The organism is Shewanella sp. SNU WT4 (genome assembly GCF_006494715.1).
Classification (GTDB): domain Bacteria; phylum Pseudomonadota; class Gammaproteobacteria; order Enterobacterales; family Shewanellaceae; genus Shewanella.
This window is the reverse complement of the sequence record NZ_CP041151.1, coordinates 3,734,432-3,757,326: the sequence shown is the minus strand read 5'-3', so window position 1 is coordinate 3,757,326 and position 22,895 is coordinate 3,734,432. Positions and strand designations below refer to the sequence as shown.

At 46.0% G+C, this 22,895-nt stretch carries 18 protein-coding genes; 10 read left to right on the top strand and 8 right to left on the bottom strand.

The window, feature by feature from the left end:
- Positions 1 to 39: 39 nt before the first annotated feature.
- The 6 genes from FJQ87_RS16985 to FJQ87_RS16960 are packed head-to-tail and all read right to left on the bottom strand — an operon-like array spanning position 40 to position 8,815.
- Complete coding sequence (locus tag FJQ87_RS16985) at positions 40 to 3,168, bottom strand: PAS domain S-box protein (protein WP_140933627.1); 3,129 nt, start codon at positions 3,166 to 3,168, stop codon at positions 40 to 42.
- Positions 3,158 to 4,708 (bottom strand): SpoIIE family protein phosphatase, encoded by a 1,551-nt coding sequence (locus FJQ87_RS16980; RefSeq protein WP_140933626.1) that lies wholly within the window; start codon positions 4,706 to 4,708, stop codon positions 3,158 to 3,160. Before FJQ87_RS16980 ends, FJQ87_RS16985 begins: the two co-directional genes overlap by 11 nt.
- Before the next feature lie 3 nt (positions 4,709 to 4,711).
- A complete protein-coding gene (locus FJQ87_RS16975; protein WP_140933625.1) occupies positions 4,712 to 5,407 on the bottom strand; it encodes a CpsD/CapB family tyrosine-protein kinase in 696 nt (231 codons plus the stop codon).
- Positions 5,407 to 7,518: an SLBB domain-containing protein gene (locus FJQ87_RS16970; RefSeq protein WP_140933624.1), complete on the bottom strand. Its 2,112-nt coding sequence runs from the start codon at positions 7,516 to 7,518 to the stop codon at positions 5,407 to 5,409. The genes FJQ87_RS16975 and FJQ87_RS16970 overlap by 1 nt, the downstream gene beginning before the upstream one ends.
- A complete protein-coding gene (locus FJQ87_RS16965; RefSeq protein WP_140933623.1) occupies positions 7,515 to 8,477 on the bottom strand; it encodes an OmpA family protein in 963 nt (320 codons plus the stop codon). The genes FJQ87_RS16970 and FJQ87_RS16965 overlap by 4 nt, the downstream gene beginning before the upstream one ends.
- The gene (locus FJQ87_RS16960; RefSeq protein WP_140933622.1) at positions 8,474 to 8,815 is read right to left on the bottom strand and encodes an STAS domain-containing protein; all 342 of its coding nucleotides are present in this window, start codon (positions 8,813 to 8,815) and stop codon (positions 8,474 to 8,476) included. The genes FJQ87_RS16965 and FJQ87_RS16960 overlap by 4 nt, the downstream gene beginning before the upstream one ends.
- Before the next feature lie 301 nt (positions 8,816 to 9,116).
- On the opposite strand from FJQ87_RS16960, the gene yvcK reads away from it, so the two are divergent.
- The 3 genes from yvcK (at position 9,117) to FJQ87_RS16945 (ending at position 11,885) form a co-directional block, all read left to right on the top strand.
- Positions 9,117 to 10,064 (top strand): uridine diphosphate-N-acetylglucosamine-binding protein YvcK, encoded by a 948-nt coding sequence (gene yvcK, locus FJQ87_RS16955; protein WP_240778770.1) that lies wholly within the window; start codon positions 9,117 to 9,119, stop codon positions 10,062 to 10,064.
- Between the two features lie 302 nt (positions 10,065 to 10,366).
- On the top strand, positions 10,367 to 10,648 hold the full coding sequence (locus FJQ87_RS16950; protein ID WP_140933621.1) for a hypothetical protein: 282 nt from the start codon (positions 10,367 to 10,369) through the stop codon (positions 10,646 to 10,648).
- 43 nt (positions 10,649 to 10,691) lie between these two features.
- A complete protein-coding gene (locus tag FJQ87_RS16945; RefSeq protein WP_140933620.1) occupies positions 10,692 to 11,885 on the top strand; it encodes a hypothetical protein in 1,194 nt (397 codons plus the stop codon).
- A gap of 144 nt (positions 11,886 to 12,029) precedes the next feature.
- Here the strand turns inward: FJQ87_RS16945 and FJQ87_RS16940 are convergent, their stop codons facing one another.
- Both FJQ87_RS16940 and FJQ87_RS16935 read right to left on the bottom strand, forming a co-directional pair.
- Entirely contained in the window at positions 12,030 to 13,265 is a 1,236-nt protein-coding gene (locus FJQ87_RS16940) for a Rid family hydrolase (protein ID WP_140933619.1), read from the bottom strand.
- 572 nt (positions 13,266 to 13,837) lie between these two features.
- A complete protein-coding gene (locus FJQ87_RS16935; RefSeq protein WP_140933618.1) occupies positions 13,838 to 14,770 on the bottom strand; it encodes an AraC family transcriptional regulator in 933 nt (310 codons plus the stop codon).
- Positions 14,771 to 15,433: 663 nt separating this feature from the next.
- Here FJQ87_RS16935 and FJQ87_RS16930 point away from each other — a divergent pair.
- The 7 genes from FJQ87_RS16930 to FJQ87_RS16900 all read left to right on the top strand — a co-directional run bounded on the left by FJQ87_RS16930 (position 15,434) and on the right by FJQ87_RS16900 (position 22,867).
- On the top strand, positions 15,434 to 16,666 hold the full coding sequence (locus tag FJQ87_RS16930; RefSeq protein WP_140933617.1) for a serine/threonine protein kinase: 1,233 nt from the start codon (positions 15,434 to 15,436) through the stop codon (positions 16,664 to 16,666).
- Positions 16,667 to 16,923: 257 nt separating this feature from the next.
- The gene (locus FJQ87_RS16925) at positions 16,924 to 18,144 is read left to right on the top strand and encodes an arginine deiminase (RefSeq protein WP_140933616.1); all 1,221 of its coding nucleotides are present in this window, start codon (positions 16,924 to 16,926) and stop codon (positions 18,142 to 18,144) included.
- 38 nt (positions 18,145 to 18,182) lie between these two features.
- Positions 18,183 to 19,115 (top strand): carbamate kinase, encoded by a 933-nt coding sequence (gene arcC / locus FJQ87_RS16920; RefSeq protein ID WP_140933615.1) that lies wholly within the window; start codon positions 18,183 to 18,185, stop codon positions 19,113 to 19,115.
- A gap of 84 nt (positions 19,116 to 19,199) precedes the next feature.
- Positions 19,200 to 20,204 carry an ornithine carbamoyltransferase gene (gene argF / locus FJQ87_RS16915; RefSeq protein WP_140933614.1) on the top strand — a complete coding sequence of 335 codons (1,005 nt, stop codon included), beginning with the start codon at positions 19,200 to 19,202 and terminating at the stop codon, positions 20,202 to 20,204.
- Between the two features lie 134 nt (positions 20,205 to 20,338).
- Complete coding sequence (locus tag FJQ87_RS16910; protein WP_140933613.1) at positions 20,339 to 21,277, top strand: DMT family transporter; 939 nt, start codon at positions 20,339 to 20,341, stop codon at positions 21,275 to 21,277.
- A 62-nt stretch (positions 21,278 to 21,339) separates the two neighbouring features.
- A complete protein-coding gene (locus FJQ87_RS16905) occupies positions 21,340 to 22,071 on the top strand; it encodes an ATP-binding cassette domain-containing protein (RefSeq protein ID WP_140933612.1) in 732 nt (243 codons plus the stop codon).
- A 55-nt stretch (positions 22,072 to 22,126) separates the two neighbouring features.
- The gene (locus tag FJQ87_RS16900) at positions 22,127 to 22,867 is read left to right on the top strand and encodes an arginine ABC transporter substrate-binding protein (protein ID WP_140933611.1); all 741 of its coding nucleotides are present in this window, start codon (positions 22,127 to 22,129) and stop codon (positions 22,865 to 22,867) included.
- Positions 22,868 to 22,895 lie beyond the last annotated feature (28 nt).

The window sequence follows — 22,895 nt, the reverse complement described above, 5'->3', positions numbered from 1 at the left end:
CGTACTTAGGGTTAAGTCTAAGAGATACCAGAGATTTTGCTAGCCAGCGGCAGCGATAAATCCGCGCTTAATGCGAATTTCTACGGCGATAAATGAGCGCGTGGCAATTAAGATGGCTTGCTCGGCCTGCAACTTGGCGCCCACAATATCGTCTTGCTGACATAAGGCTTCGACGCTGCGCATAATGCGACATAAGCTAGCGTTGCCGTGGGCCGCGGCGCTGCTGCCTATGGTGTGGCCTTCAAATTCAAGGCGCGCTATATCGTTTTGCTGCAAGGCTTCGGTAAATTGCTGCAAGCGTTGACGGGTATCTTGCAAATAGAGGGTGAGAATTTCAGGCATATCTTGGGCATCAATATCGCTGATTAATTGATTTATTACCTTTTCATCAATAAGAGCATCACTCTGGCTATCATGGCTAATGTCAGGAGTCTCGCTACTTGCGCCGCTACGCTGAATAAATACCTGAATATGCTGCTCAAGTAGCTTGCGATTAGTGGGCTTAGATAAGTAATCATCCATACCCGCGGCGATAAAGCGCTCTTTATCGCCACTTAAGGCGTGGGCAGTGAGCGCGATGATTGGCAATTGCCCAAACGGCGCTGGCATAGCGCGAATAATGCGGGTGGTTTCCATGCCGTCCATCTCGGGCATAGAGATATCCATCAAGATGGCTGCGGGTAAGCGCGATAACTCGCTGCGCTCGCCTTGAGTCATTAAATCCTTTAATAGCTCAATCGCCTTAAAGCCGTTATTGGCTATCATAAAATCATAATTGGCTTTGGCTAATTGATGCTGTACTACCATGCAGTTAGCTAGGTTATCTTCCACCACTAAGATCAGCGGTTTTAATGATGGGTCGCTATTAATGTCGTTAATGAGGTTACTGGCTTCCAATGTGTTTTCGGAGCCATTAGCTTGAGTCACTGCTTGATAATGACTGGGTGCAAAGCCTAATAGCAGTGGCAGGCTAAAGCTAAAGCAGCTGCCATGATTGAGCTCACTTTCCACGTGAATTTCGCCGTGCATTAGATTGATAAGCCTGGCGCTAATGGCAAGCCCTAAGCCTGTGCCTTCTTTGCTCCGAGCAAAGCTTTGGTCTGCCATAGTAAATTCATTAAATAAGTTAGGCAGTAAGTCCTCAGCTATGCCTATGCCGGTATCTGTGATTTTGCACATGGCCTCTATGCTATTGGCGCCCAGCGGGCGGTAGCTGAGCTCAACATTGACATAACCTTTATGAGTAAATTTAATGGCGTTATTGGTGATATTCATCAGCACCTGCGCCAATCTATCGGCATCGCCCTCAACCCATGGCGGCAAGGTATTATCTAAGTTGAATCGCAGCGCTATGCCTTTGCGATTGGCTATGGGCAGCAGTAGCTCTAAGGTTTGCTTAAAGGTGTCGCGGATATCAAAGGGCTGCGCTACTAAGGATAAATTACCCGACTCCATTTTTGAGAAATCGAGCACGTCATTAATGATAGAAAGCAGCATCTTGCCTGAGGCTTTAGCGGTATTAACTATGTTTTGCTGCGCGGCATTTAGCTGCGAGTCTTCAAGCATGGTCAGCAGCCCCAACACGCCATTAATGGGAGTGCGAATCTCATGGCTCATGGAGGCTAAGAAGCGGCTCTTACTGACGCTAGCACGCTCGGCATCAATTTTAGCTTGCTGCAAAATCGCTTCTGATTGTTTTTGCTTAGAAATATCAATGAAATGTGCCACGTAATGGGTGGTTTTATATTTAGCGCCTTGCACCGCCGAAATAGTCACTAACGCCGGAAAATTGCTGCCATCTTGGCGTTTAACTAACACTTCGCCTTCCCAGCGCAATTTCTCCCACAATTTAATCCAAATGCTGCGATACACTATTTTGTCTGTGCCTTTGGCGGCAAGGTGGCGCAGATGCTGATTAAACACTTGCGCCTCGCTAAAGCCGGTCATGCGAGTAAAAGCGTTATTACAGCGGATGACCTTATAACTTAAATCGCAAATAAACATGGCATCGCTACTGGCAAAGGCGTGAGCGGCTAATTTCAGTTCAGTATCAACTTTATCGCGCTCAGTAATGTCGCGGATATTGGCGATAAACAGATAACCATTGTCGGTATTAAGGGATGAAATACAGATTTCAATGGGAAAGGTTTCACCGTTTTTACGCAAGGCGCACAGACTCAAACGCTGACCTATGACTACGCTTTTACCGCTACTCATAAAGCGCTCAATCCCAGCTTTATGGGGCTCGCGATAGTGGGGCGGCAGAATTAAATCCATCATGGGCTGATTGAGCACTTCTTCTTTGGTGTAGCCAAAGATTTCCTCTGCAACCTTGTTATATTCAACCACTTGCTGCTTTTCATTGATGGATATGATGGCATCAAGTGAGGCGTCGAGAATGGCCCTTTGTTTGATTTTTTCATCAGAAATGGTGCGATAACTGTCTTTTTGTTTTTCAAGGTTTTCTTGCAGCATCTCTTGATCGATTTGCAAACTCTTAGACATGCGATTAATGGCAAGCTCGATATCGGAAAACTCATCGGCATTGGCAATATTCATTTGCGGGCCAACACCAAAGCGCGACAAGGTATTGATGGCGTGAATAATTTTACGTTTGCGCCTATGTATTACCAGATAGATGAGTACAGTCGCTAACACAATAAAGGCCAATTGACTGATAAACAGCACCAATGCTTGGCGCGCTGGCAATGGGGCGAATGCCGCTTGATGATAGCTAATGATTAAGCGCCCAAGGCCAGCTATGTCTTCTTGATATAACCAAGGGGCAGCTATGTCTGCGCCAGACATAGCACTTGAGCTATAAATTGCGCCAGAACCAGAATCAAAACCAGAACTAGGCACAGCACCGGCACCTAAGCCGGTTTTTGCATTCAAGTGCGGCGCCTGATAGAGGTTAATGGGCTCTCTGCCCCGCGGCGTGAATTCAATGCGAGTAATAGGGCTTGCGGGTAACTGCGCCCTTAAGGATTCGGGTAAGGTTTTTGATAATGCTCCATCAGAATTAAGCCACTGCGGGCTAAACTGCGCCGCTATGCTGGGCACTAAGGGCGGGGTGGCGCTAGGGCTGATGGGGTAGGTGGTTAGCAGCAGTAAAAATAGCGCTTCGAAGACGATTAAGTAGCATAAGGCTTTAAGCTTAATTGACATTTTTGGTCACTCCGCTGTTTGGCTCTATGAGTAGCAATAGAGCATCGTCGCGCGCTGGCACGCCGCCATGGCGATCAAAGGTTTGCATGCAACTTTCGGCTGCCGCTTGAATATCCATAGACAAGGTATCAACTAAGCGTTTCTTGATAATGGTTTCTAAGCTTTGGCGCCGCTCTATACTGCCGCCAGACTCAAACAAGCCATCTGTATATAAGGCCACGCGCTGGCCTTGGTGCAATTGCAACTTATGCTCAGAAAAATGAATGTCGGCAATTAGCCCAGGCAGCGTGCCTTGGCTGGGGATAGGGATAAGTTCAGACTCAGTAATCAATAATGGCGGCGGGTGACCGGCGCAACTAAAAAGTAAGGTGTGGTTAGCAAACAGAGTGCAAGCGCAGCAGGTCATTAAAGTCTGGCTTAACATGCTGTCTTGATAAGCCGCGTTAGAAATTGCCGCTAGTAAGGCGCTAGGGGATGCTTGCTGCTTATGGCTCAATAAGCCGCGCATATAGCCGGCATAGGCGTAGGAGAAAAACTTAGCTTCGATGTTATGCTCCATAATATCGACCAGCAGCACGCTTAGGGCTTCATCCTTGGCTTCATCTTTAACGCAGTCATGGCGCTGACATAACACAAAATCACCACCGCCACTGCCCGCCGAGCGACTAGCATACCCAAGCGACCAGTCTTGAAAGTGACTTGGCAGATTAGGCAGTAACGAACGGCTAATTTGCTGATTAATATGCTCATTGACGCTGGTATACACTTGCGCCGATCGGCTTAATACCCGGGTGATAGTTTGCAGAAGCTGACTTTTAGTCACAGGTTTAGTCAGTAAGTCATCAAAACCTAAGCTGTAATTCATGCTAGTGCGCTTAGTGTCTTGGGTAATAAAAATAAATGGAATGAGGCGGCGATTGCCCGCTTGATTAAGCCGCTCCCGTAAAGTTAAGCCATTCATTTTTGGCATGTTTACATCAGAGAGAATCAAATCTATGGGCAGCCTATCTAGCAGGGCTAGAGCTTGCTCGCCATCAGACACGCAGTCGACCTGATATTCATCTTTTAAATAGGCGCGCAGCAATCGCTGCTGACTGCTGTCATCTTCGACTATCAATACATGGGGTTTGTTTTGGCTAAAGACTCGTGGCCACTGCAATTTAGATAGATTTAGTTTTCCAGCAATGTATTGATAGTTATCGCAATAATGAGTAATTAACGACAGGCCGCGCCCGCCAGTAGCGCTCACCTCGTGCTCATCAAGCGGCACTATGTCGCAGGCTTGCCAACTGCCGCCATCATCTGTGATATGAATTTGCCATTGATGATTGCTAAGCCATAACTGCACTCCGATGGCGCGGGCAGGGGGCGCGCTGTGGCGCACTATATTGGTGGCGAGCTCCGAAAAGCACAATAACATGCGCTGCAATTGCTGTGGATGTTGCAACTGCTGAGTTAATACCCGTTGCAGTAATTGGCGCATATCGCGCACGGCTTCTAGGCTGGCGGGGCGAGTATCATTAATCAGGCATTTATCCATGAGTTAGACTCCCATGGAAATAAATTTGTTATTAAACAACCACTTTTTTATGCGTTGCTGCCAAGTGGGGGATATGTTTTTAAGGCGGTCGGCTTCGCGTAGCATTTCGGTTCTTAAGCTTGGATTATGCCAGTCATTGATGATGCAGCCACCTAAGGTGGCCTCGGCTTGTTTAAGGGCATTGCAGGACTCAGTCAACATAGCTTTAGTAGTGATACCTGCCATCATCACCAGCAAGGTTTGATCGCAAGCCGCAGCCACTACATCGGCCGAGATATTATTGGCGTTATTTCTCAGCAGGGGCGAGGTATCAAAAATGATTAAACTGTAGTCTTGCTGCCACTGCTTGATTAACTCACCTAAAAATTCGCTTTGGCGCAGGGACATGACGGCCTCCTTGCATTGCGGCGCAGTAATTCCTTGAAATGCTAATGTTTCGTTGCGAAGGCTGACCAACACTGGGGTACGGTAATCATGTTTTGGTTGCAGCTCTAAATCCACTAAGGTCGGGCGAAACAAATTAAAATCCACCACTAAGGTAGAGTGACCCGATAACAAATGCCGCTGAGCTAGCGCTATGACCACAGAAGTGCAACCTTCGCCAGGGTTGGCCGAAGTTACCGCCACTGAGCGCGCTTCAAGGCGATGCAGATGGCTGTAGATATGCTCGACTTCATTGTTGGTCGGCGGCAATAACATTACAGCGCCCCTAATACGGCAATGCCAAGGATCACTTGCAACGAGTCTTGGAAGTACTCAAAGAAGGTTTCACTCTTTTCAGGGACAAACACAGTATCGCCCGCCCGCAGCACTGGCAGCATGCGATAGTTACCGGTTTTGGCAAACTTAAGTAAGTTAAAGCTGGTGGCTTGATCGGCGCAGCAGCTCATATTGACCACAGTAATTTTTTCTATATAGGCGTTGGAGTTAGTGCCGCCCGCTTCGGCAAGCACATCCAGCAGCGTCATAGTATCGTCAAAGCGATAACGGCCGGGGCGATTCACTGCGCCTAAGACCTTAACCGTTCGGGCGCTCGGTTCATCAAGCCATTGCTTGTCTTTTTCTGGCACAAATATAGTGTCGCCGGGTTTGACTATGGGCAGCAAGCTTTCATCGCCAGTATCAAAATAGCGATTAAGGTTTAATTGGCTGACTCTGGCATGGCCATCGCTTCTGTGGGTGATGCGGATATTGTGTAAGTCAGCGCTACCCGTTGGCCCATCGGCGGCGGCGAGAATATCAAGAAAATGCAGTTCTTCGGTAAAGCGATAGCGCCCAGGAGCGCCCACTTGGCCAAAGACGTAAATCGAACTATCACTGCTTTGGCGCACCCACTGCGATTTATTGTCGCTCGGGTCATCAGGCAGGTTTGATACCCGAATGGTGGAGCCCGCTTTAATAAAGGGCAGGGCGGAATCAGGCTGCCCTTCTTTCATAAAGGTATCTAAGTTGAATTGGGTGCGAGTGATATTGCCATTATCATCGGGCGTTAAAATTTCAATATTGGCAGTATCAGCCTTGGGATTGGGGCCGCCCACATGAGCTAACAATTCCAGCAAGTTCATTTCCGCCGACCATTCGATACGCCCCGGCGCTACCACTTCACCAAACACTCGTACGGCGCGATTGGGCGCAATTTTTAGCCACGACTTTTCATTCATATCGGTTTTTTCGGGCACAAAGATAGCGTCTCCCGCGGCGATTGTCGGCATTTCTTGCACAACTGTGCCTTCAGTGTAACCGGCTAAATCAAAGCTTTTAATGGTGCCATCGGCCTTAATAACCCGAATTTGGCGCGATTCAGCAAAACGGGTCGGACCGCCGGCATTGGCCAAAATATCCATAAAAGTGGTGCCCGCTTTATTTTCAAAGGCGCCGGGTTTATCGACCTCCCCCATGATATAGACGGTATTGGCGCCCGATTTCACTTCTTCCACTTGAATCGGCACAAAGATGGTGGTGCCGGCATGTATGTTGGGCAGCAGCTTTTCATTGCCACTGTCTAAATAGCCCTTAAGGTTAAAAATAGTGGGTTCGTTATCGGCGATAACGCGGATTTGCTCAACGCCTGCGTAGCGGGTTACGCCGCCCGCGCGCATTAATAAATCCACTAAGGTCACGCCTTCTTTATAGGAAAAACTGCCGGGGCGGTTCACTTCGCCAAAGACTTTGACGGCGCCAACATCATCGGCGGCATCGCCGCCATCGGCAAGATTGAGAGGATTAAAGGTTTGCTCGACATTGCCCATAATCGGCGATGCTGGGATAAACAACACATCTAAGGGTTTAAGCTCAGGCAATAAACTCATATCGCCGCTATCAAGAAACGCCTTGTAATTGAAAATATTGGTTTCGCCATTGCGCTGTAATTGCAATTTATCTAGCTGCGCGCCCGCTCTTAAACCACTGGCGGCATGAAGCGCCGTTTGCACCGTGGAATTGGCCGGCAGGGTAAATTCCCCCGGCTGATTGACATAGCCTTGAATGCTTATCAGTAATTGCCGCTTATTGATGAAGACTTGCAGGTTGGTTAAATCACGAAAAATGGCGCTGAGCGCGAGTCTTACGGTTTCGGCTAACTGCTGCTCGGTTTGATTGACCACTTGCACTGCGCCTACTTCCGGCAAAATAATTCGGCCTTGGCGATCTATTTGATAGTTTTGATTAAGCTCAGCTTCCCCTGGCAGTAAGATTTTAATCTCATCCCCGACTTGGGTTTGGTACTCATTGGCGTGCGCGCTTGAGGCTAACATAATGAGCGTTAACATCATGATAGCTAAGCTAAGAGAAAGATTGCGGCAAAGGTTCATTGTCTATCCTCCTTAAGCGTAGCGGCAGGTGGTAAAGGGGTCGCTGGATAGCTTTGGGTTGAGCCAGACGATGAATTTGACGTTGAATTAGACTTGGAATTTGCTCTTGTATTTTTTGCGGGCTTCTTGGCACTGGTTGCTTGTGCTGGCGTGAGCTCGCTATCAATCACAGCGATAGTGACGCGTCTATTGGTGAGGCGCACTTCTTCTTGGGTGCCTTTTAGCAGGGGCTCATCTTCGCCCACAGAATCTAGGGATATCTGCTCGCCATTCAGGCCAAAAATCATTAAGTAGCGTTTTACTTGCTCAGCGCGCGCATTGGCTAATTGGAAGTTATATTCCAAGCTGCCTTGGTCATCGGCATGACCGGTAATGAGGAGTGAATACTGCGGCAGTTCAGTAAGCTGCGCCGCGGCTTTAGCTAAATTGCCAATAAACTTGGGGTTTAATTGATAGGAGTTAACCGCAAATTGATTGTCGTGATTAAGTAAATTGCTGAGTTCATTAGCAACATTATTCGCTGCCAAGTTAGTGTTATCAATGGCATCAAGCTCAGCCAATTCGCCCGTGTCGGGCAGAATACATTTACCTTCTGTGGTGGCAATGTCTAATCTTTGTTCAAGGCGCGCGAGTAATTGACGCTGGGCTATGATGTCGGTGGCAGCATCGTATAACAGGCCACCTTGCAGTTGCCGCACTATGCGTTTTTGATTGAGCTCAGCTTGAACTATGGTGGCAGGGAAGCATAACTCAGCGCCTTGCAGCACGAGCACGTCAAGCTTGCGACCGCTTAACTCCCATTCAAAGCGTAATCCTTGCTCTGGGCCTAAATCTTGCTGGTTATTGACTGGATAAAGTTCGGCGCTGTACAGCTCTGCCATTCCGCCTTGGCCGTGCTCTGGCCAGGCGGTGCATCCATAAAGGAATATCAATAGACATCCACAGAACCAAATTTTCATAAACAATCCCTGTAAGCATTAGCATGTTTGCTATGTATGGCTATCGCGCTATCGATTCTAAGTAATTGCATTAACTCTAAAGGCTGGCCTGAGACGTTATGCAGACTAATTACCCGATCAACTTCCTTTAACCTTTTATAAAGATAGACTATTGCGCCAATACCGGAGGAATCCATGAAATTTACTTGCTCCAGATCCATGGTGATTTCACCATTGAAATTCATAGTAATTATGCGATCGACCACTTCTTTGATTTCTTTGCAGCCGATGGCATCCATATCGCCGCTGATTGCTACCTTGAAACCTTGGTCTGCTTGGTTGTCGAGTGTAATGTTCATATGCGTGCCTCGCTATCAGTAGTGCCATCGTTGTCGGTTTTGCTGGGTTCTGCTTTCTTGCTTATAGATAAGCGATTATCGTGCCAACAAATAAAATCATTGTTTTTCAATGTCATGGCTTTTTTGAGTGACTAAGTTGAAGCGCAAACTGACTGGCAATTGCATTTTGCATTGCAGCCTAGATAAATCATCGAGCGTAATGGCAAGGATGATGAAGGTGGGTACAAGGCATTGATCTGCGTCGTAACCTGCACTAAAGCGGCTTGGCATCTATGCTTAGTTGGAAAGAAAAGGAGGAATTATGGCAAGGATGGGTAAGTTAGATGCTATGACGCGGGTAGTGGCCATAGGCGGCGGCCATGGGCTCGGGCGCGTAGTCAGCGCTTTATCTGAGCTGCAATCACGCTTAAGCGCCATAGTGGCGACTACCGATAATGGTGGCTCGACCGGTAAATTGCGCGCCGCCGATGCTTGTATTGCGTGGGGCGATTTACGCAACTGCCTATCGCAACTCAGCGAGCACCCCTCCATAAACACCATATTGTTTGAATATCGCTTCACCATAGCCAACGAATTGCATGGCCACTCCTTAGGTAACTTGATGCTGTACGCCTTAGATCAGTTATCGGTGCGGCCATTAGAAACCGTGCGGATTATTTCTAAAATGCTCGATGTCACCGTGGAATTGCTCCCCATGGCCGAACAAGCCTGCCATTTAACCGCCATAGATAGCCAAGGGCGGCGCGCTTTTGGTGAGGTCGCCGTGGATGAGATGACATCGTTACCCAAGCAATTGGCCTTAACCCCACCAACTAACGCCACGCCAGAAGTGGTGACGCGTTTGCAACAAGCCGAGCTGATTTTGCTGGGGCCCGGCAGTTTTTTTACCAGCTTAGTGCCGCCGTTATTGTTAACCGAAGTGGCTAACACCATAGCGTTAAGTCCCGCAACTTTAGTGTTTATTGATAATTTGCAACCTGAACACACACAGGTAGATAAGCTCAGCACCGCCCAAAAGGTCGACTTTATTGAGCATCTGCTTAATGGCCGCCCTATTGATAAAATCTTGTGCCATGGCACACAAGCAATGGCCAGCCAGCCAGAGTTCTGCCAGCCAAAGCCTTGGCAACCAAAGCTCTGCCAACACGAGCACAGCCGCTATTACTACCGACCATTAGTGCAATCGACAACGGATGGTTTACATGACCGTAAGCTATTGCTGCAAGCGCTTGAAAGTTTGCTGGAGTGAGAGGGATATCATTCGATGAACATTGTTCTGTAAGTATTAAATCAAGGCGGCGCGTATTAATGCTAAAGCGCCGCGGCAGCTAACTTTTTATTTCCGAGCATTTTATCACTTACCCATAGTGCCTAAACCCTTCATTCTGCCTGCTATGCACCACGCTTAAGGCTTTTTCATCTGTGGTTAATTAGCTTTTACTCTCTGATTTTTCTAGCAAGTTAGTTATTATGGCGCCCATTTATGGGTGAGCTTTGACATGCTTGTCGCAAGAACCTCCCTGTTTTAGTTGTGACTTCCTTAGGAATAGAATGAAATTATCAAATTTAGTGACTGCCATTATGTGCAGCTCAGTACTTTATGGCTGTGGTGGCAGTAGTGCTAGTAATGACGATAGCAATACGTCTGGCGGCGCTTTTTATAATAAAGACACTGTCTTAACTGAGTTGCCAGAGGTGGCGACTGACAGCCTAAGCTTTGCCCGTGAAACCTCAGATTCTTATAATCTGGAGTCAAGCAAAGGCAAGGATAATGGCAGTACCAAAAAAGAAGATTTGATCACTTGGTATAACGCCATTCGCCATTCGCCATAGCGATAACAGTGATATTTTCCGTAACTTTGATGGTTCCGATTTCGTGTTTCGTGAAGTACCAAGCTGGGAGACTAGCCATAAAATTGGGGTCTTTAGTCAGCCTTATGCTGAAAATGCCCTCGATTATTATAACTTTATGCGCGCCTTATTCGGTGCTCAGCGCGTTTATATGTCGGGCTATAAGCAAATATCGGCGCAGGCGTCTTCTTGGTCTGATTTGGGGGGCGGGCATTATCCCTCAGCAGAAATGGGACAAGCAGCAGGTCTTAGCACTGAGCTTTATAAGGTGGCGCGTTTTGGCCGTGAAAGTGGCAACTTAATGGGCGGCAAGGTCAATAAAACCGCTGATTATGAGGTCATGAAACAATTACCGCGTAATGGTGATTTGACCCGTATTTGGAATGAAGGTGAGTGGGACGGTATCGCAGGCCTAGGTCATCGTAATTCGTTTATGTTTGCTCCCGGGCGCGATGTGGGGATTGGCTTAGTGGCAGGTTTTCATACTTGGGTGTCTTGGGGAAGTAACCCTATGGCCAATGATGGCGCTGGTTTAGGCGGCGCTGAGCAAAAAGCTATTTTTGATAGCTACCCAGTAGGCGCTACGCCAACGGGTGTCACCATGCACCCATCCCATGGTTATTATCCATTTTTTGCCTTAAGTCAGAATAACCAGAGCGTGTCAGTTAAGTTCAATACTGATTTTGTCAGCCCAATTGCTAAAGCTGATAAGGCTGAAACCCAAGAAACTATCAGCGTAACTATGGAATATTTTATCCATGAACAAGATGGTGATTTAACGGCATTATCGCAGCCAGTTAAGACTATTACCCTGAGCGATCTTGTTGGTACGACTCAAGATACTGGTGGCACTAGCCCTGGCAGCAAGGGCGCTGATTGGGTCGCGCCATGTAAAGGGGATGCCAGTCTATGTCCTGAGGGCGTGCAAGATCTTGGGGGTTATCATTTAACTACGGCTCATGGCAGCATGCCGCTAGTGTTTCGCATGCCGTATGCTTGGTATCAATCCATGGCAGCAGACTTTAAGGCGGCTGAGTTAACTGATGTTGCGCCTCAATATCACACAGTGCGTTATCGCTTTTCAAGCCGCAAGCCTGATGGCAGCAAAGGCGAAAGCTTAGTGGTGAAACAGCCTTTTTATATGAATCCGCAGGTGGGTGAGTATTTGGTGCTGCAAACCACTCATTTCGATATTTTGCGCCATGGCGCCGCTAATTAAGGCGGCGGGGCAAAAAAAATCTGTGTCATTCCTTTGTTGTTCATGAAAGTGGAATGACACAGACGGTGGACGATAAAGGTCGCAAATGGTTAAGTCGCGTCACCAGTGCAGGAGTTGATGGCGCGTAACTTAACCAAATGCGATTTACGCTTGTGGCGGCGTGCCTTCGCAGTTAGATACTACCGCATCTATTTGCACTAAGGCGCCCATAGGAATAGCACCTACGGCGTAGCAAGTGCGCGCGGGTAAATCACCACTAAAGAAGGTGGTATATACATCGTTAATGGCTTCCATATCGGCGATATTTCTCACTTGAATGTTCACTTTGACTATATCGTCCATGACGTGATCAACACTTTCAATAATGGTCTTAATGTTGTTAAGGCACTGTCTTGCTTGCTCATTGACGCCACCACTGACTAATTGTCCGGTTTTAACATCCAGCGGTAACTGGCCAGAAATATGGTTGTAATGCGAGAAAGCCACAGTGTGGGAGTAAGGCTGAGCTGGCACTTTAGGCGTGTTATTGGCTTCAATCACTAAGAAGCGAGTATCTTCTGGTAACTGCGGCGGGGTGCCATCACCATGAGATACCACAGTATCAATTTGCACCAGTGCATCCATAGGTAAGGCGGCGACATTAATGATGGTGCGCGCTGGAACATAAGCTGGGAAGAAGGCATTACAAACCTGATTAACCACGTCAATATCGGCAATGTTGCGCACGAAAATAGTGGTCTTCACTATGTCTTCCATCGAGTGATCTATGCTGCTCAGCACGGCTTTGATATTGATTAAGCACTGATGAGTTTGCTCTTTTACGCCGCCGCTCACTAAGGTGCCGGTCAGAGAGTTAAGTGGTAGCTGTGAGGCAAGGTTGTTGTAATGAGAGAAAGCCACAGTTTGTGAATATAAGCCGAGCGGCGCCTTATCTGTGTTTCTGGAGATTTTAATCAGTGGGCATGGCGCTTGTGGGGTCGTGCCTTCGCCGTTAGAAATCAGCGCATCAATTTGTACTAAGGCCTCTTGCAGTGGCAATGCCGCAACCGCAACTGTAGTACGGGTTGGCAGTGGCCCCTCGAAATATGAACTATAAACCTGATTAATTGCTTCAACATCTTCGATATGCTTAACAAAAATATTGAGTTTAACCACATCGTCCATCACATGATTAATGCTCTCAACTATGGCTTTAATATTATTGAGACACTGTTTAGCCTGCGCGGTAATTCCGCCCATCACCACTTTACCTGTGACTGGGTCAATGGGTAATTGCGCTGAAATATTATTATAATGCGAGAAGGCGACCGTTTGGGTTGAAAACGGGCTTTGTGGCGCACGCTCGGTATTTCTTGAAAACTTAATGATATTGCCGCTCATAGTATTATTTCCTATTGGTCAGTATGAAATAGCCATTAATCGTTAATAAGTTATCATCAAGAATGATTAATGCATTTCGAGAGTAACGAGTATTTGATATTAATTAGTTGCCCTGGCTGTTATTGGTATCATTTAAAAAACGTTAATAACCATGAGTAATAAAAGCCATTAGGCATAAATAGCCATGGCCACCTAAACATAAAATAATGGCCGAGCTTGGCCATTATTTGTCATGTCTATGGATAGCATTGAATTGGAACGGTTCGCCTTTTCAATGTTGATTATAATTACTGGAAAATGGCATGATGAATATCGAAATCATGCTAAGTTTTGCCGAAATTCTGCTGGCGATGATAATAAGCTTTTAAGGTGCGCTATTAGTATGCGGCGAGTTTAGTAGATGTTTATTTGAAATTTATGGCCAGTGTATTGAGCCTGTTACTCGTTAAAAAATCGCTGGGCTAAAAATGCGCTCAATTAACTAATTTGCTCAATTAATCAATTTAATGCAAACGATAGCAAGACTCAGGCTAGGCCTGAGTCTACATCTAACTAATGGTAAGGGCGGGGGCTTAGTGAGATTCAGCTCGCGCCTGCATGCCTTGATTGTTGAGCATATTGGCTTTGAGATTCACGGTTTCAGGGCTAACGCTGTCACTGCGCATATTTAAGTGGTTTTTGCGATATTGCTTGGGGGTAATGTTAAGCAACTCTTTGAATTTAGTATTAAATGATGAAATTGAAGTAAAGCCCACTTCGGCGCTGATATAGGAAATGCTGTTATCCGTATTGATCAGTAAGCGCGCGGCTTGGCGCACCCTTTGTTCAATCACATATTGCCAAAAAGTAATGCCCATATTGGCATTAAAGAAGCGCGAAAAAGTGCTTTCGGCCATGTAAATTTGCCCTGCGACCATAGCCACAGTCAAAGGCTCATTTAAATGCTGCTGTATATATTCCAAGCTGGTATTGAGTTTATCTTCGGTCTTTTTAACGTGACAAATATCAGTCGCAGCCTCTAGCAATTGCTTAGGCGCTTGCTTAGATAGGCGTTCAAGTATGGTTAAAACGTTAAGTATCTGGCAGAAATCAAAGGAATTTTCGATTGAATCAAAGATGTTACCTATCTCAGCAATAGCATCGCCTTCATACAAGAGACCAAGCTTGGCATCATCGAGCATGGTTTTGATTTCGCGAAATTGCGGGCTATCCACAAAGGTGAGGCCTATGCCATTGAGTCTAAAATGCAATACATCGCAATCGACCTGGGCATCGCGCGAGGTGCGCTTATCAAGAGACAATCTAAACGGATTAAACGGCGCTAAAAGGACAACTTGGCCTTGGCTGAGTCGCAACTTGGTATTGGTTAAATGGAGCGTACAGCCCTTAGTCATGGGCCTGATGAGAACGTAGTCGGCTCCAAAAATAAGATGCTGCGTTTCAGATAACTTCTGTAAATCAAATACCACAAACTTAGGTGTGTTAGCGACGATTTTAGTAGTCATGATATCCCTCCTTGATACTCTTGCGAGTGTAAATCCTTATTTCACTAATGCAATGCTCTACGCTTTCAGGGTGTGAGTTATCGCACCTTTATTGTGTATTTTTTGCGAGATACATCAATATCTACTTAATTATTAGCGCTCCCTACAAACCGGCGTTGAATAAGTCAATTTCAACTAAATTAATTAATTATTTTTTGCTGACATTCATGGCCATAAAATACGACTAGGTTGCTGGAATAAATATATTTGGCAAATCATATTACCTTGTAATTCATGATGTTAGCTTGGATTGCTCGCTCGAATTATACGTTTGTTGGGTTAATCTTATCGTCATTAATGCCTCAACCAAGCCCGCGGGTTAGCTCAAAAAAGTGATCGTGATTAACGCTAATTCATGGCTAGCAGGATTTCGGTAATAGTTAGCGCTTTTCCGATATTAACCATGATTTTTTAGGATGATGATAGTCGCCATTGAAACGGAAAATATTATCTACCCTTTCAATCTACTTTATTGAGATATAGCGCTATCGAATTATTGGTTGCCATTGTTTGATGCTGATATGCAAATGATTACTTCTTGCTAAACAGGAATGGCGAATAATTCAATGATATATATCAATCAATTATTTTATTACTATGTTTCCTTCTTTTGGAGAGTTTGCAATGAGCGTTTCTAATGATCTATACCCAAATGCTTCAGCCCCACTAGAGCGTAAAGAATCTGGTGTTCCATTGGTCCGTAAAGGGCTGAAAGTTGAATCATACAATGATTTTGATCCATTAAAGCACGTGATTGTTGGTATTGCGGATAACCAGCATATTCCAGAAGCTTGCCCTGCTAGTAATGAAAAAATCCCTGCTGATTCACCAATGCGTGGTGGTAAAGCCGGTCGTCGTACTCAAGAAAGTATTGACCAAGCCAATGAGTGTTTAAATGGTTTTGCCAAAATGCTTGAAGGCCGCGGCATTATTGTTGACCGTCCAGGCGCTGTAGATTGGAATGCTCGTATTACTACTCCAGATTTCAGCATCAGCTCAGGCTTTGGCGTTATGCCACCACGTGATTGCTTATTAACTATGGGCAAGAGCATTTTAATGGCGCCAATGAGCTTCCGTAGCCGTTATTTTGAATATCTGGCCTATGTTGACTTACTGCGTGAATATTTTGAATCTGACTCTGAGTGTTTAATTGAGCAAGCGCCACGTCCACGTCTATCTGATGACAGCTTCCGTATGGATTATGTTGCAGCTTACGAATTCCTGTCAGACGAAGAAACTATGGCGCGTTCATGCCGTAAGGAATATTCAACTAAAGAAACTGATATTCTGTTTGATGCCGCTGACGTTATGCGTTTAGGTAAAGACATCTTCGTTCAGCACGGCTTAACCACTAACTTAGCCGGTATTCGTTGGATTAAGCGTAAGTATGAGCCACAAGGATACCGCGTTCATACCTTAAGCTTTAAGGATAACCACCCAATCCATATCGACGCGACTTTCTGCCCACTGCGTCCAGGTTTGATGCTGTTGAACCCACACCGTCCACTGTTTGATGGCCAGCGTGAAATCTTTGAAAAGAATGATTGGCAGATTGTGGAAGCTGTGGCTCCAGCGTGGGATACCCCGCCACCACTATGCTACTCAAGTACTTGGTTATCAATGAATACCTTGATTCTTGACCATAAGACAGTGTGTGTTGAAGCCACTGAAACTGCGCAAATGGAACAGTTTGATAAGCTTGGCTTTGAAGTGTTACCTGTTAACTTGCGTGATGCTTATGCCTTCGGCGGCGGCTTACATTGTGCGACTGCTGACGTACATCGTGAAGGTACTCGTGAAGATTACTTCGGTAGCCAGTTCAAAGGCGCTCACAATATCGATCACTGGACCTATTAATCCATAGTGGTTAATGCCTAAGCGTTAATAGTGTTCATGTCATCTGGCCCCTTATTTTAGGGGCCTTTTTTATGGCTCCAATTTAACCATTACACTCGGCAGAAATTCGTTAATTGCCAGCGTAATTTCGATATTAACCCCCGCCAGAACAGGCAAAATGAATAAAAGGTTATGAGTTGAGTCGGTAAGGGCAAATATTCATGCTACCTATTTAATCTTGTAATTACTCAATTTAGTCGATAAAAAGAGAATAGATCATGGTTAAACATTATGTGGGTTCCGAAGTTGGTCAACTACGAAGTGTATTACTTCACTACGATAGTTTGGCATTTGAGCGCTTAACGCCCTCAAATTGCCACGAGTTATTATTTGATGATGTCTTGTCAGTCAATAAAGCGGCTGAAGAACATAATCAATTTGCGACAATCTTAGAAGAGCAAGGCGTTAACGTTTTATACCTCAATAAATTATTGGGTGAAACTTTAGATATTCCAGAAGCCAAAGCGTGGTTATTGGATACGCAGCTCAGTGATTATCGCTTAGGCAAAAGTTTAGCGCACAGTGTCAAAACCTGGTTAGGTGAATTACCCCATGAGCAGATAGCGCGCTATTTAACCGGTGGTTTAGCTTATAGCGAAATTCCAGAGCCATTCTTTAAGCCGTTATTTGATTCCTATGATTGGGAACACTTTGTATTAAAGCCGCTGCCCAATCATTTATTTACCCGTGATACCTCATGCTGGATATATAACGGTGTCTCTATTAACCCCATGGCGAAAGCGGTTCGTCGCCGTGAATCAAATAATTTAAAAGCCATTTATCGCTGGCACCCATTATTTGTTAAGCAAGATTTCAATTACTACTTGGGCAATGAAAGCGTTAATTACGACAACACCACCATTGAAGGCGGCGATGTCTTAATTATCGGTCGCGGCGCGGTATTAATTGGTTTGTCAGAGCGCACTTCGCCAGAAGGCATTGAAGCCTTAGCCCAGTCGTTATTTAACACCGGCCAAGCCAAGAAAGTGGTCGTGATTGAGCTACCCAAAGATAGAGCCTGCATGCACTTAGATACTGTGCTGACTCAGCTAGATATCAATGTGTTCTCTGCTTACCCCGCAGTGATTAATGATTCAACCCGCTGCTGGACGTTAACGCCAGGCGTGAATAACCGCTTAGGCATTAAGCAAGAGTTAGGTTATCGCCAAGCCATTATGAGCGCGCTGCAATTAAGCGATCTGAAAGTGATTACCACAGGCGGCGACATTTACGGTCAAGAACGCGAGCAGTGGAATGATGCTAACAACGTACTGACGATTCGCCCAGGGGTAGTGATTGGTTACGAGTGCAACACCTTAACCAATGATAAATATCTGGAAGCTGGCATCGAAGTTTTAAGTTTTGAAGGTGATCAATTAGGACGTGGACGCGGCGGGGCTCGCTGTATGAGCTGCCCAATTGAGCGCGACGGCATTTAATTTTTAATCATAAATTGTATTGTTAGAGGAATTGAAAAATGACTAAACCAACACTGGTAGTTGCTTTAGGCGGTAATGCCTTGTTATGCCGAGGCGAGCCTTTAGAAGCTGATGTACAGCGGGTAAACGTAGGTGTAGCGGCTAAGGCTATCACTACTTTGACTCAAGACTGGAACGTAGTATTAGTTCACGGCAATGGCCCACAGGTCGGTTTACTGGCCTTACAAAATGCGGCGTACAAGGCAGTTAAGCCTTATCCATTAGATATTTTAGTGGCCGAAACCCAAGGCATGATTGGCTGCATGTTAATGCAGGAACTGAAAAACGAACTGCCACAGACCAATGTCGTCACTTTACTGACTCAGGTAGAAGTGGATAGCAAAGATCCCGCCTTCTTATTGCCAACTAAGTATATCGGCCCTGTGTATGACCAAGCCGAAGCCAATCAATTATCGTTAGATAAGGGCTGGGAATTTAAGCAAGACGGTAAATATATTCGCCGAGTCGTGCCATCACCTAAGCCACTTAATATTGTGGAATCAGAATCGATTAAGCAATTAATTGCGACCGGAAGCTTAGTGATTTGCGCAGGCGGCGGCGGTATTCCAGTCATACGTAAGAATAATAAGATGGTTGGTATTGAAGCTGTTATCGATAAAGATTTATCAGCCGCTTATTTAGCGAAGCAAATTAAGGCTGACGCCTTATTAATTTTAACTGATGCCGATGCCGTGTATTTAAATTGGGGCACAGATCAGCAAGAAGCGCTGCGCAATGCTCAGCCAGCATTATTAGAAACTATGGAGTTTGATGCCGGCTCCATGGGGCCAAAAATTAGCGCCGCCTGTGAATTTGTTAATGCCACTAAGGGCATGGTAGGTATCGGTTGCTTAAAAGATGCTGCCGCTATTTTAAAAGGGGTTAAGGGGACGCTGATCACGGCTAAACCTATTGCTAAAAGCTTAACCTAAAGCGAGTAGTAGATGACTACCTAGCGATTCATTGAGTGATATTTCATTAGTTCATATTTATTATTTTATTTAAGGATATTTATCATGGCTTTTAATTTAAAAAATCGTAATTTCTTAAAGTTATTAGACTATACCCCAGCCGAAATCATGTTCTTATTGAATCTGTCGATTGATTTAAAGAAAGCTAAATATGCCGGCGTTGAGCAAAAGAAATTACTTGGCAAGAATATTGCGCTGATTTTTGAAAAAACCTCAACTCGTACTCGCTGCGCCTTTGAAGTAGCGGCCTTTGACCAAGGCGCTTTAGTGACTTACTTAGGGCCAAGCGGTTCGCAAATTGGCCATAAAGAATCCATGAAAGATACTGCCCGCGTATTAGGCCGTATGTATGACGGTATTGAGTACCGTGGTTTTGGACAAGAAATCGTGGAAGAGCTGGGTAAATATGCCGGCGTACCCGTATGGAATGGTTTAACCGATGAGTTCCACCCAACCCAAATCTTGGCCGACTTTATGACTATGATGGAGCACTTACCAGGCACGCCACTCAATAAAATCAAGTTTGCCTATATGGGTGATGCCAGATTCAACATGGGTAACTCCTTGATGGTGGGCGCAGCGAAAATGGGTATGGAAATTCGCTTAGTGGCTCCTAAGGCTTACTGGCCAGAGCCAGCGTTAGTCAAGCAGTGCATGGAAGTGGCCGCGACCACTGGCGCTAAAATCATTCTGACCGAAGATGTGAGCGAAGGCGTTGCTGGTGTTGACTTCATTTACACCGACGTATGGGTGTCTATGGGCGAGCCAAAAGAAGCGTGGGCAGAGCGCATCCGTGTGATGACTCCTTATCAAGTCAACATGAAAGTGATTAAGCAAACCGGTAACCCAGAAGTTAAGTTCCTGCATTGCTTACCTGCTTTCCATGATGAGCACACCACCATGGGCAAAGAAATTGCTGCAACTTATGGCATGAAAGGCTTGGAAGTGACTGATGACGTGTTTGAATCACATCACTCAATCGTGTTTGATGAAGCCGAAAACCGCATGCACACCATCAAAGCTGTGATGGTTGCTACTTTAGGTTCGTAAGCTCAGCAGTCGCCGCCACATGCTTGTGGCGGCTTTTTTATGACTGTGTAGCTCATCGATATGCGTTTGCCTCATTGAGTATCTAAGCCTTTTGCGCTCATAGAGTTCGGCCTAGATATGCTAGGAATTCTATTATGAATAAAACCAAAATAAATGGCTTATTGGCTGCCTTTGGCGCAGCGACTCTGATGGGTTTTGTTGGATTTTTTGCCCGTCATATTAATGCCCAGGGTGATGTCATTGCCTTCTCGCGTATGCTGTGTGGCGCAGTATTGTTCTTCTTTATTTTACTGGGAATGGGGCGTCTTAAAGACTTAACTCGCTACCGCATTTCGCCATCTATGGTGTTTAGTGGCATTTTTATGGGCACCTGTTTATCAGCCTATATCGCCGCAACTCAATTAACCTCTATTGCTAATGCCGTGTTCTTTATTTATATCGGCCCCATCATTTCCACTATCTTGGCGATTATCTTCCTCAAAGAGCCCTTTAAGCCGATCACCATGTTTGCCATTAGCATAGTGTTTGCAGGCATGATGCTGATTGTGGGCTTAGTGCAATTTAACGATGGCGCGGTTACTGTGGGCTTGTCCTTTGATGCTAAAACCTTTGCTGGCGACATGCTGGCCTTGGCCTCTGGGGTCGGTTACGGCTTGTTCTTATTTTTAGGGCGCTATCGTCAAGATGTACCAAGCGATGTGCGCTCGTTCTGGAACTTCTTATTTGCGCTAGTGGGCATTGGCGCCTTGTTTATTTTCAGTCAACCGACCATAGCGCAAATGACCGCCAGTGATTGGATGTGGTGGATTGCCATTGGCATAGTGTGCGGTTTTGGCGCCTTAACCTTATGCACCATAGCCACTAAAAATCTATTAGCGGTGGAGTTTGCCACTATCTCTTACTGGGAGTGTGTGGTGGCATCCCTGATTGGGATTGTGGTGTTCAGCGAGCCGTTATCGACCATGCAGTTTGTGGGGGGCTTCTTAATTATTTTGGGCGGCACCAGTGAAATGGCGGTCAATGGCATTAAGGGTTATCTCAATAAGCAAGCTGCCGCTGCTAAAGCCATCTAATGGTGAGTCATTAACCCGCATCTGCGGGTTAATGTTTTTTACGCCGCCATTAAGGAGTCACTATGACCAATATTCAGCTGCAACAAGTGAATTGTTTTTACGGCCAAACCCAGTCGCTGTTCGATATCAATTTTACCGCTAAATCTGGCGATGTGATTGCGCTACTAGGCGCTAGCGGCGCGGGTAAAAGCTCATTGCTGCGGGTCTTTAACCTCATGGAAATACCGACCGCAGGCACCTATCAAGCAGGCGAACACCGCTTTAATTTTAATGACGAACCCAGCCGTGATGCGGTGCGTAAACTGCGCACCAATGTCGGCATGGTGTTTCAGCAATATCATCTGTGGCCGCATTTCACTGTGCTAGAAAATCTGATTGAAGCCCCCTGCAAGGTCCTTAAGTTAGATAAAGCCGCCGCCATCGAGCAGGCCATGGCGTTATTGCTGCGTTTACGTTTGCATGATTTAGAGCACAGATACCCAGTGCAATTATCCGGCGGGCAACAGCAACGCGTGGCGATAGCGCGCGCCTTGATGATGTCGCCGCAAGTGATTTTATACGATGAACCTACCGCTGCCCTTGACCCACAAATGACTGCCCAATTTGCCGACATAGTGGCTGAACTCAGTGCCGTGGGTATTTGCCAAATCATAGTCACCCATGAAGTGGCTTTAGCGGCCAAAGTGGCCAATCGGGTAGTGTTTATGGAAGCTGGGCGCATCGTCGAGCAAGGCGGGGTGAGCGTATTAACCACTCCGATGACGCCCGCATTAACGCGCTATTTATTCCACTAGGTTTTTTATTAGCAGCTCAATTAGTTAATTGATTTACATATAAAAAGGTGACGACATGAACAAAGGACTACAAATTTCATTAACCCTAGTAATCACTATGCTGTTGTCATGGGCGCCGCTACAGGCGCAAGAAATCCGCTTTGCCATGGAAGCCACCTATCCGCCGTTTGAATTTACCAATGATAAAAATGAAGTGATAGGCTTTGATGTCGATTTAGCTAAAGCCTTGTGTTCTGAGCTCAACAAGCAGTGCAGCTTTCATATTCAGCCGTTTGACAGCTTAATTGCCAGCCTTAAGTTTCGCCGTTTCGATGCCGCAATTTCGGGCATGGATATCACCGCCGATCGCGAAAAACAAGTGCTGTTTACTGAGCCTTATTATCAAAATGCCGCCATAGTGGTGGCCGCGAAAGACCGCTTTACCAGCATGGCGGACTTAGCCAAGCACAAAATTGGCCTGCAAAACGGCTCGACCCATCAAAGATACATTCACGATAACTACCCAAAGCAAAAGACTTCCGCTTATACCAGTGTTCAGCATGCCTTTATTGATTTGCAAAACGGCCGCGTCGATGCGGTATTTGGTGATACTGCCGTGGTTGAACAATGGTTAACCCGCAGCGCTAACTATGAAGGGGTAGGGGAGATTATCAATGATACTCAATACTTTGGCCGCGGTTATGGCATAGCCGTTAACTTGCAAAATCATGCACTGCGCGATGAATTAAATCAGGCGCTCACCACCATAATGGCCAATGGTACCTATCAGCAAATCTATCAGCGCTGGTTTCAATAAGCGGGTAGTTATTACCTTTAAGCGAGTG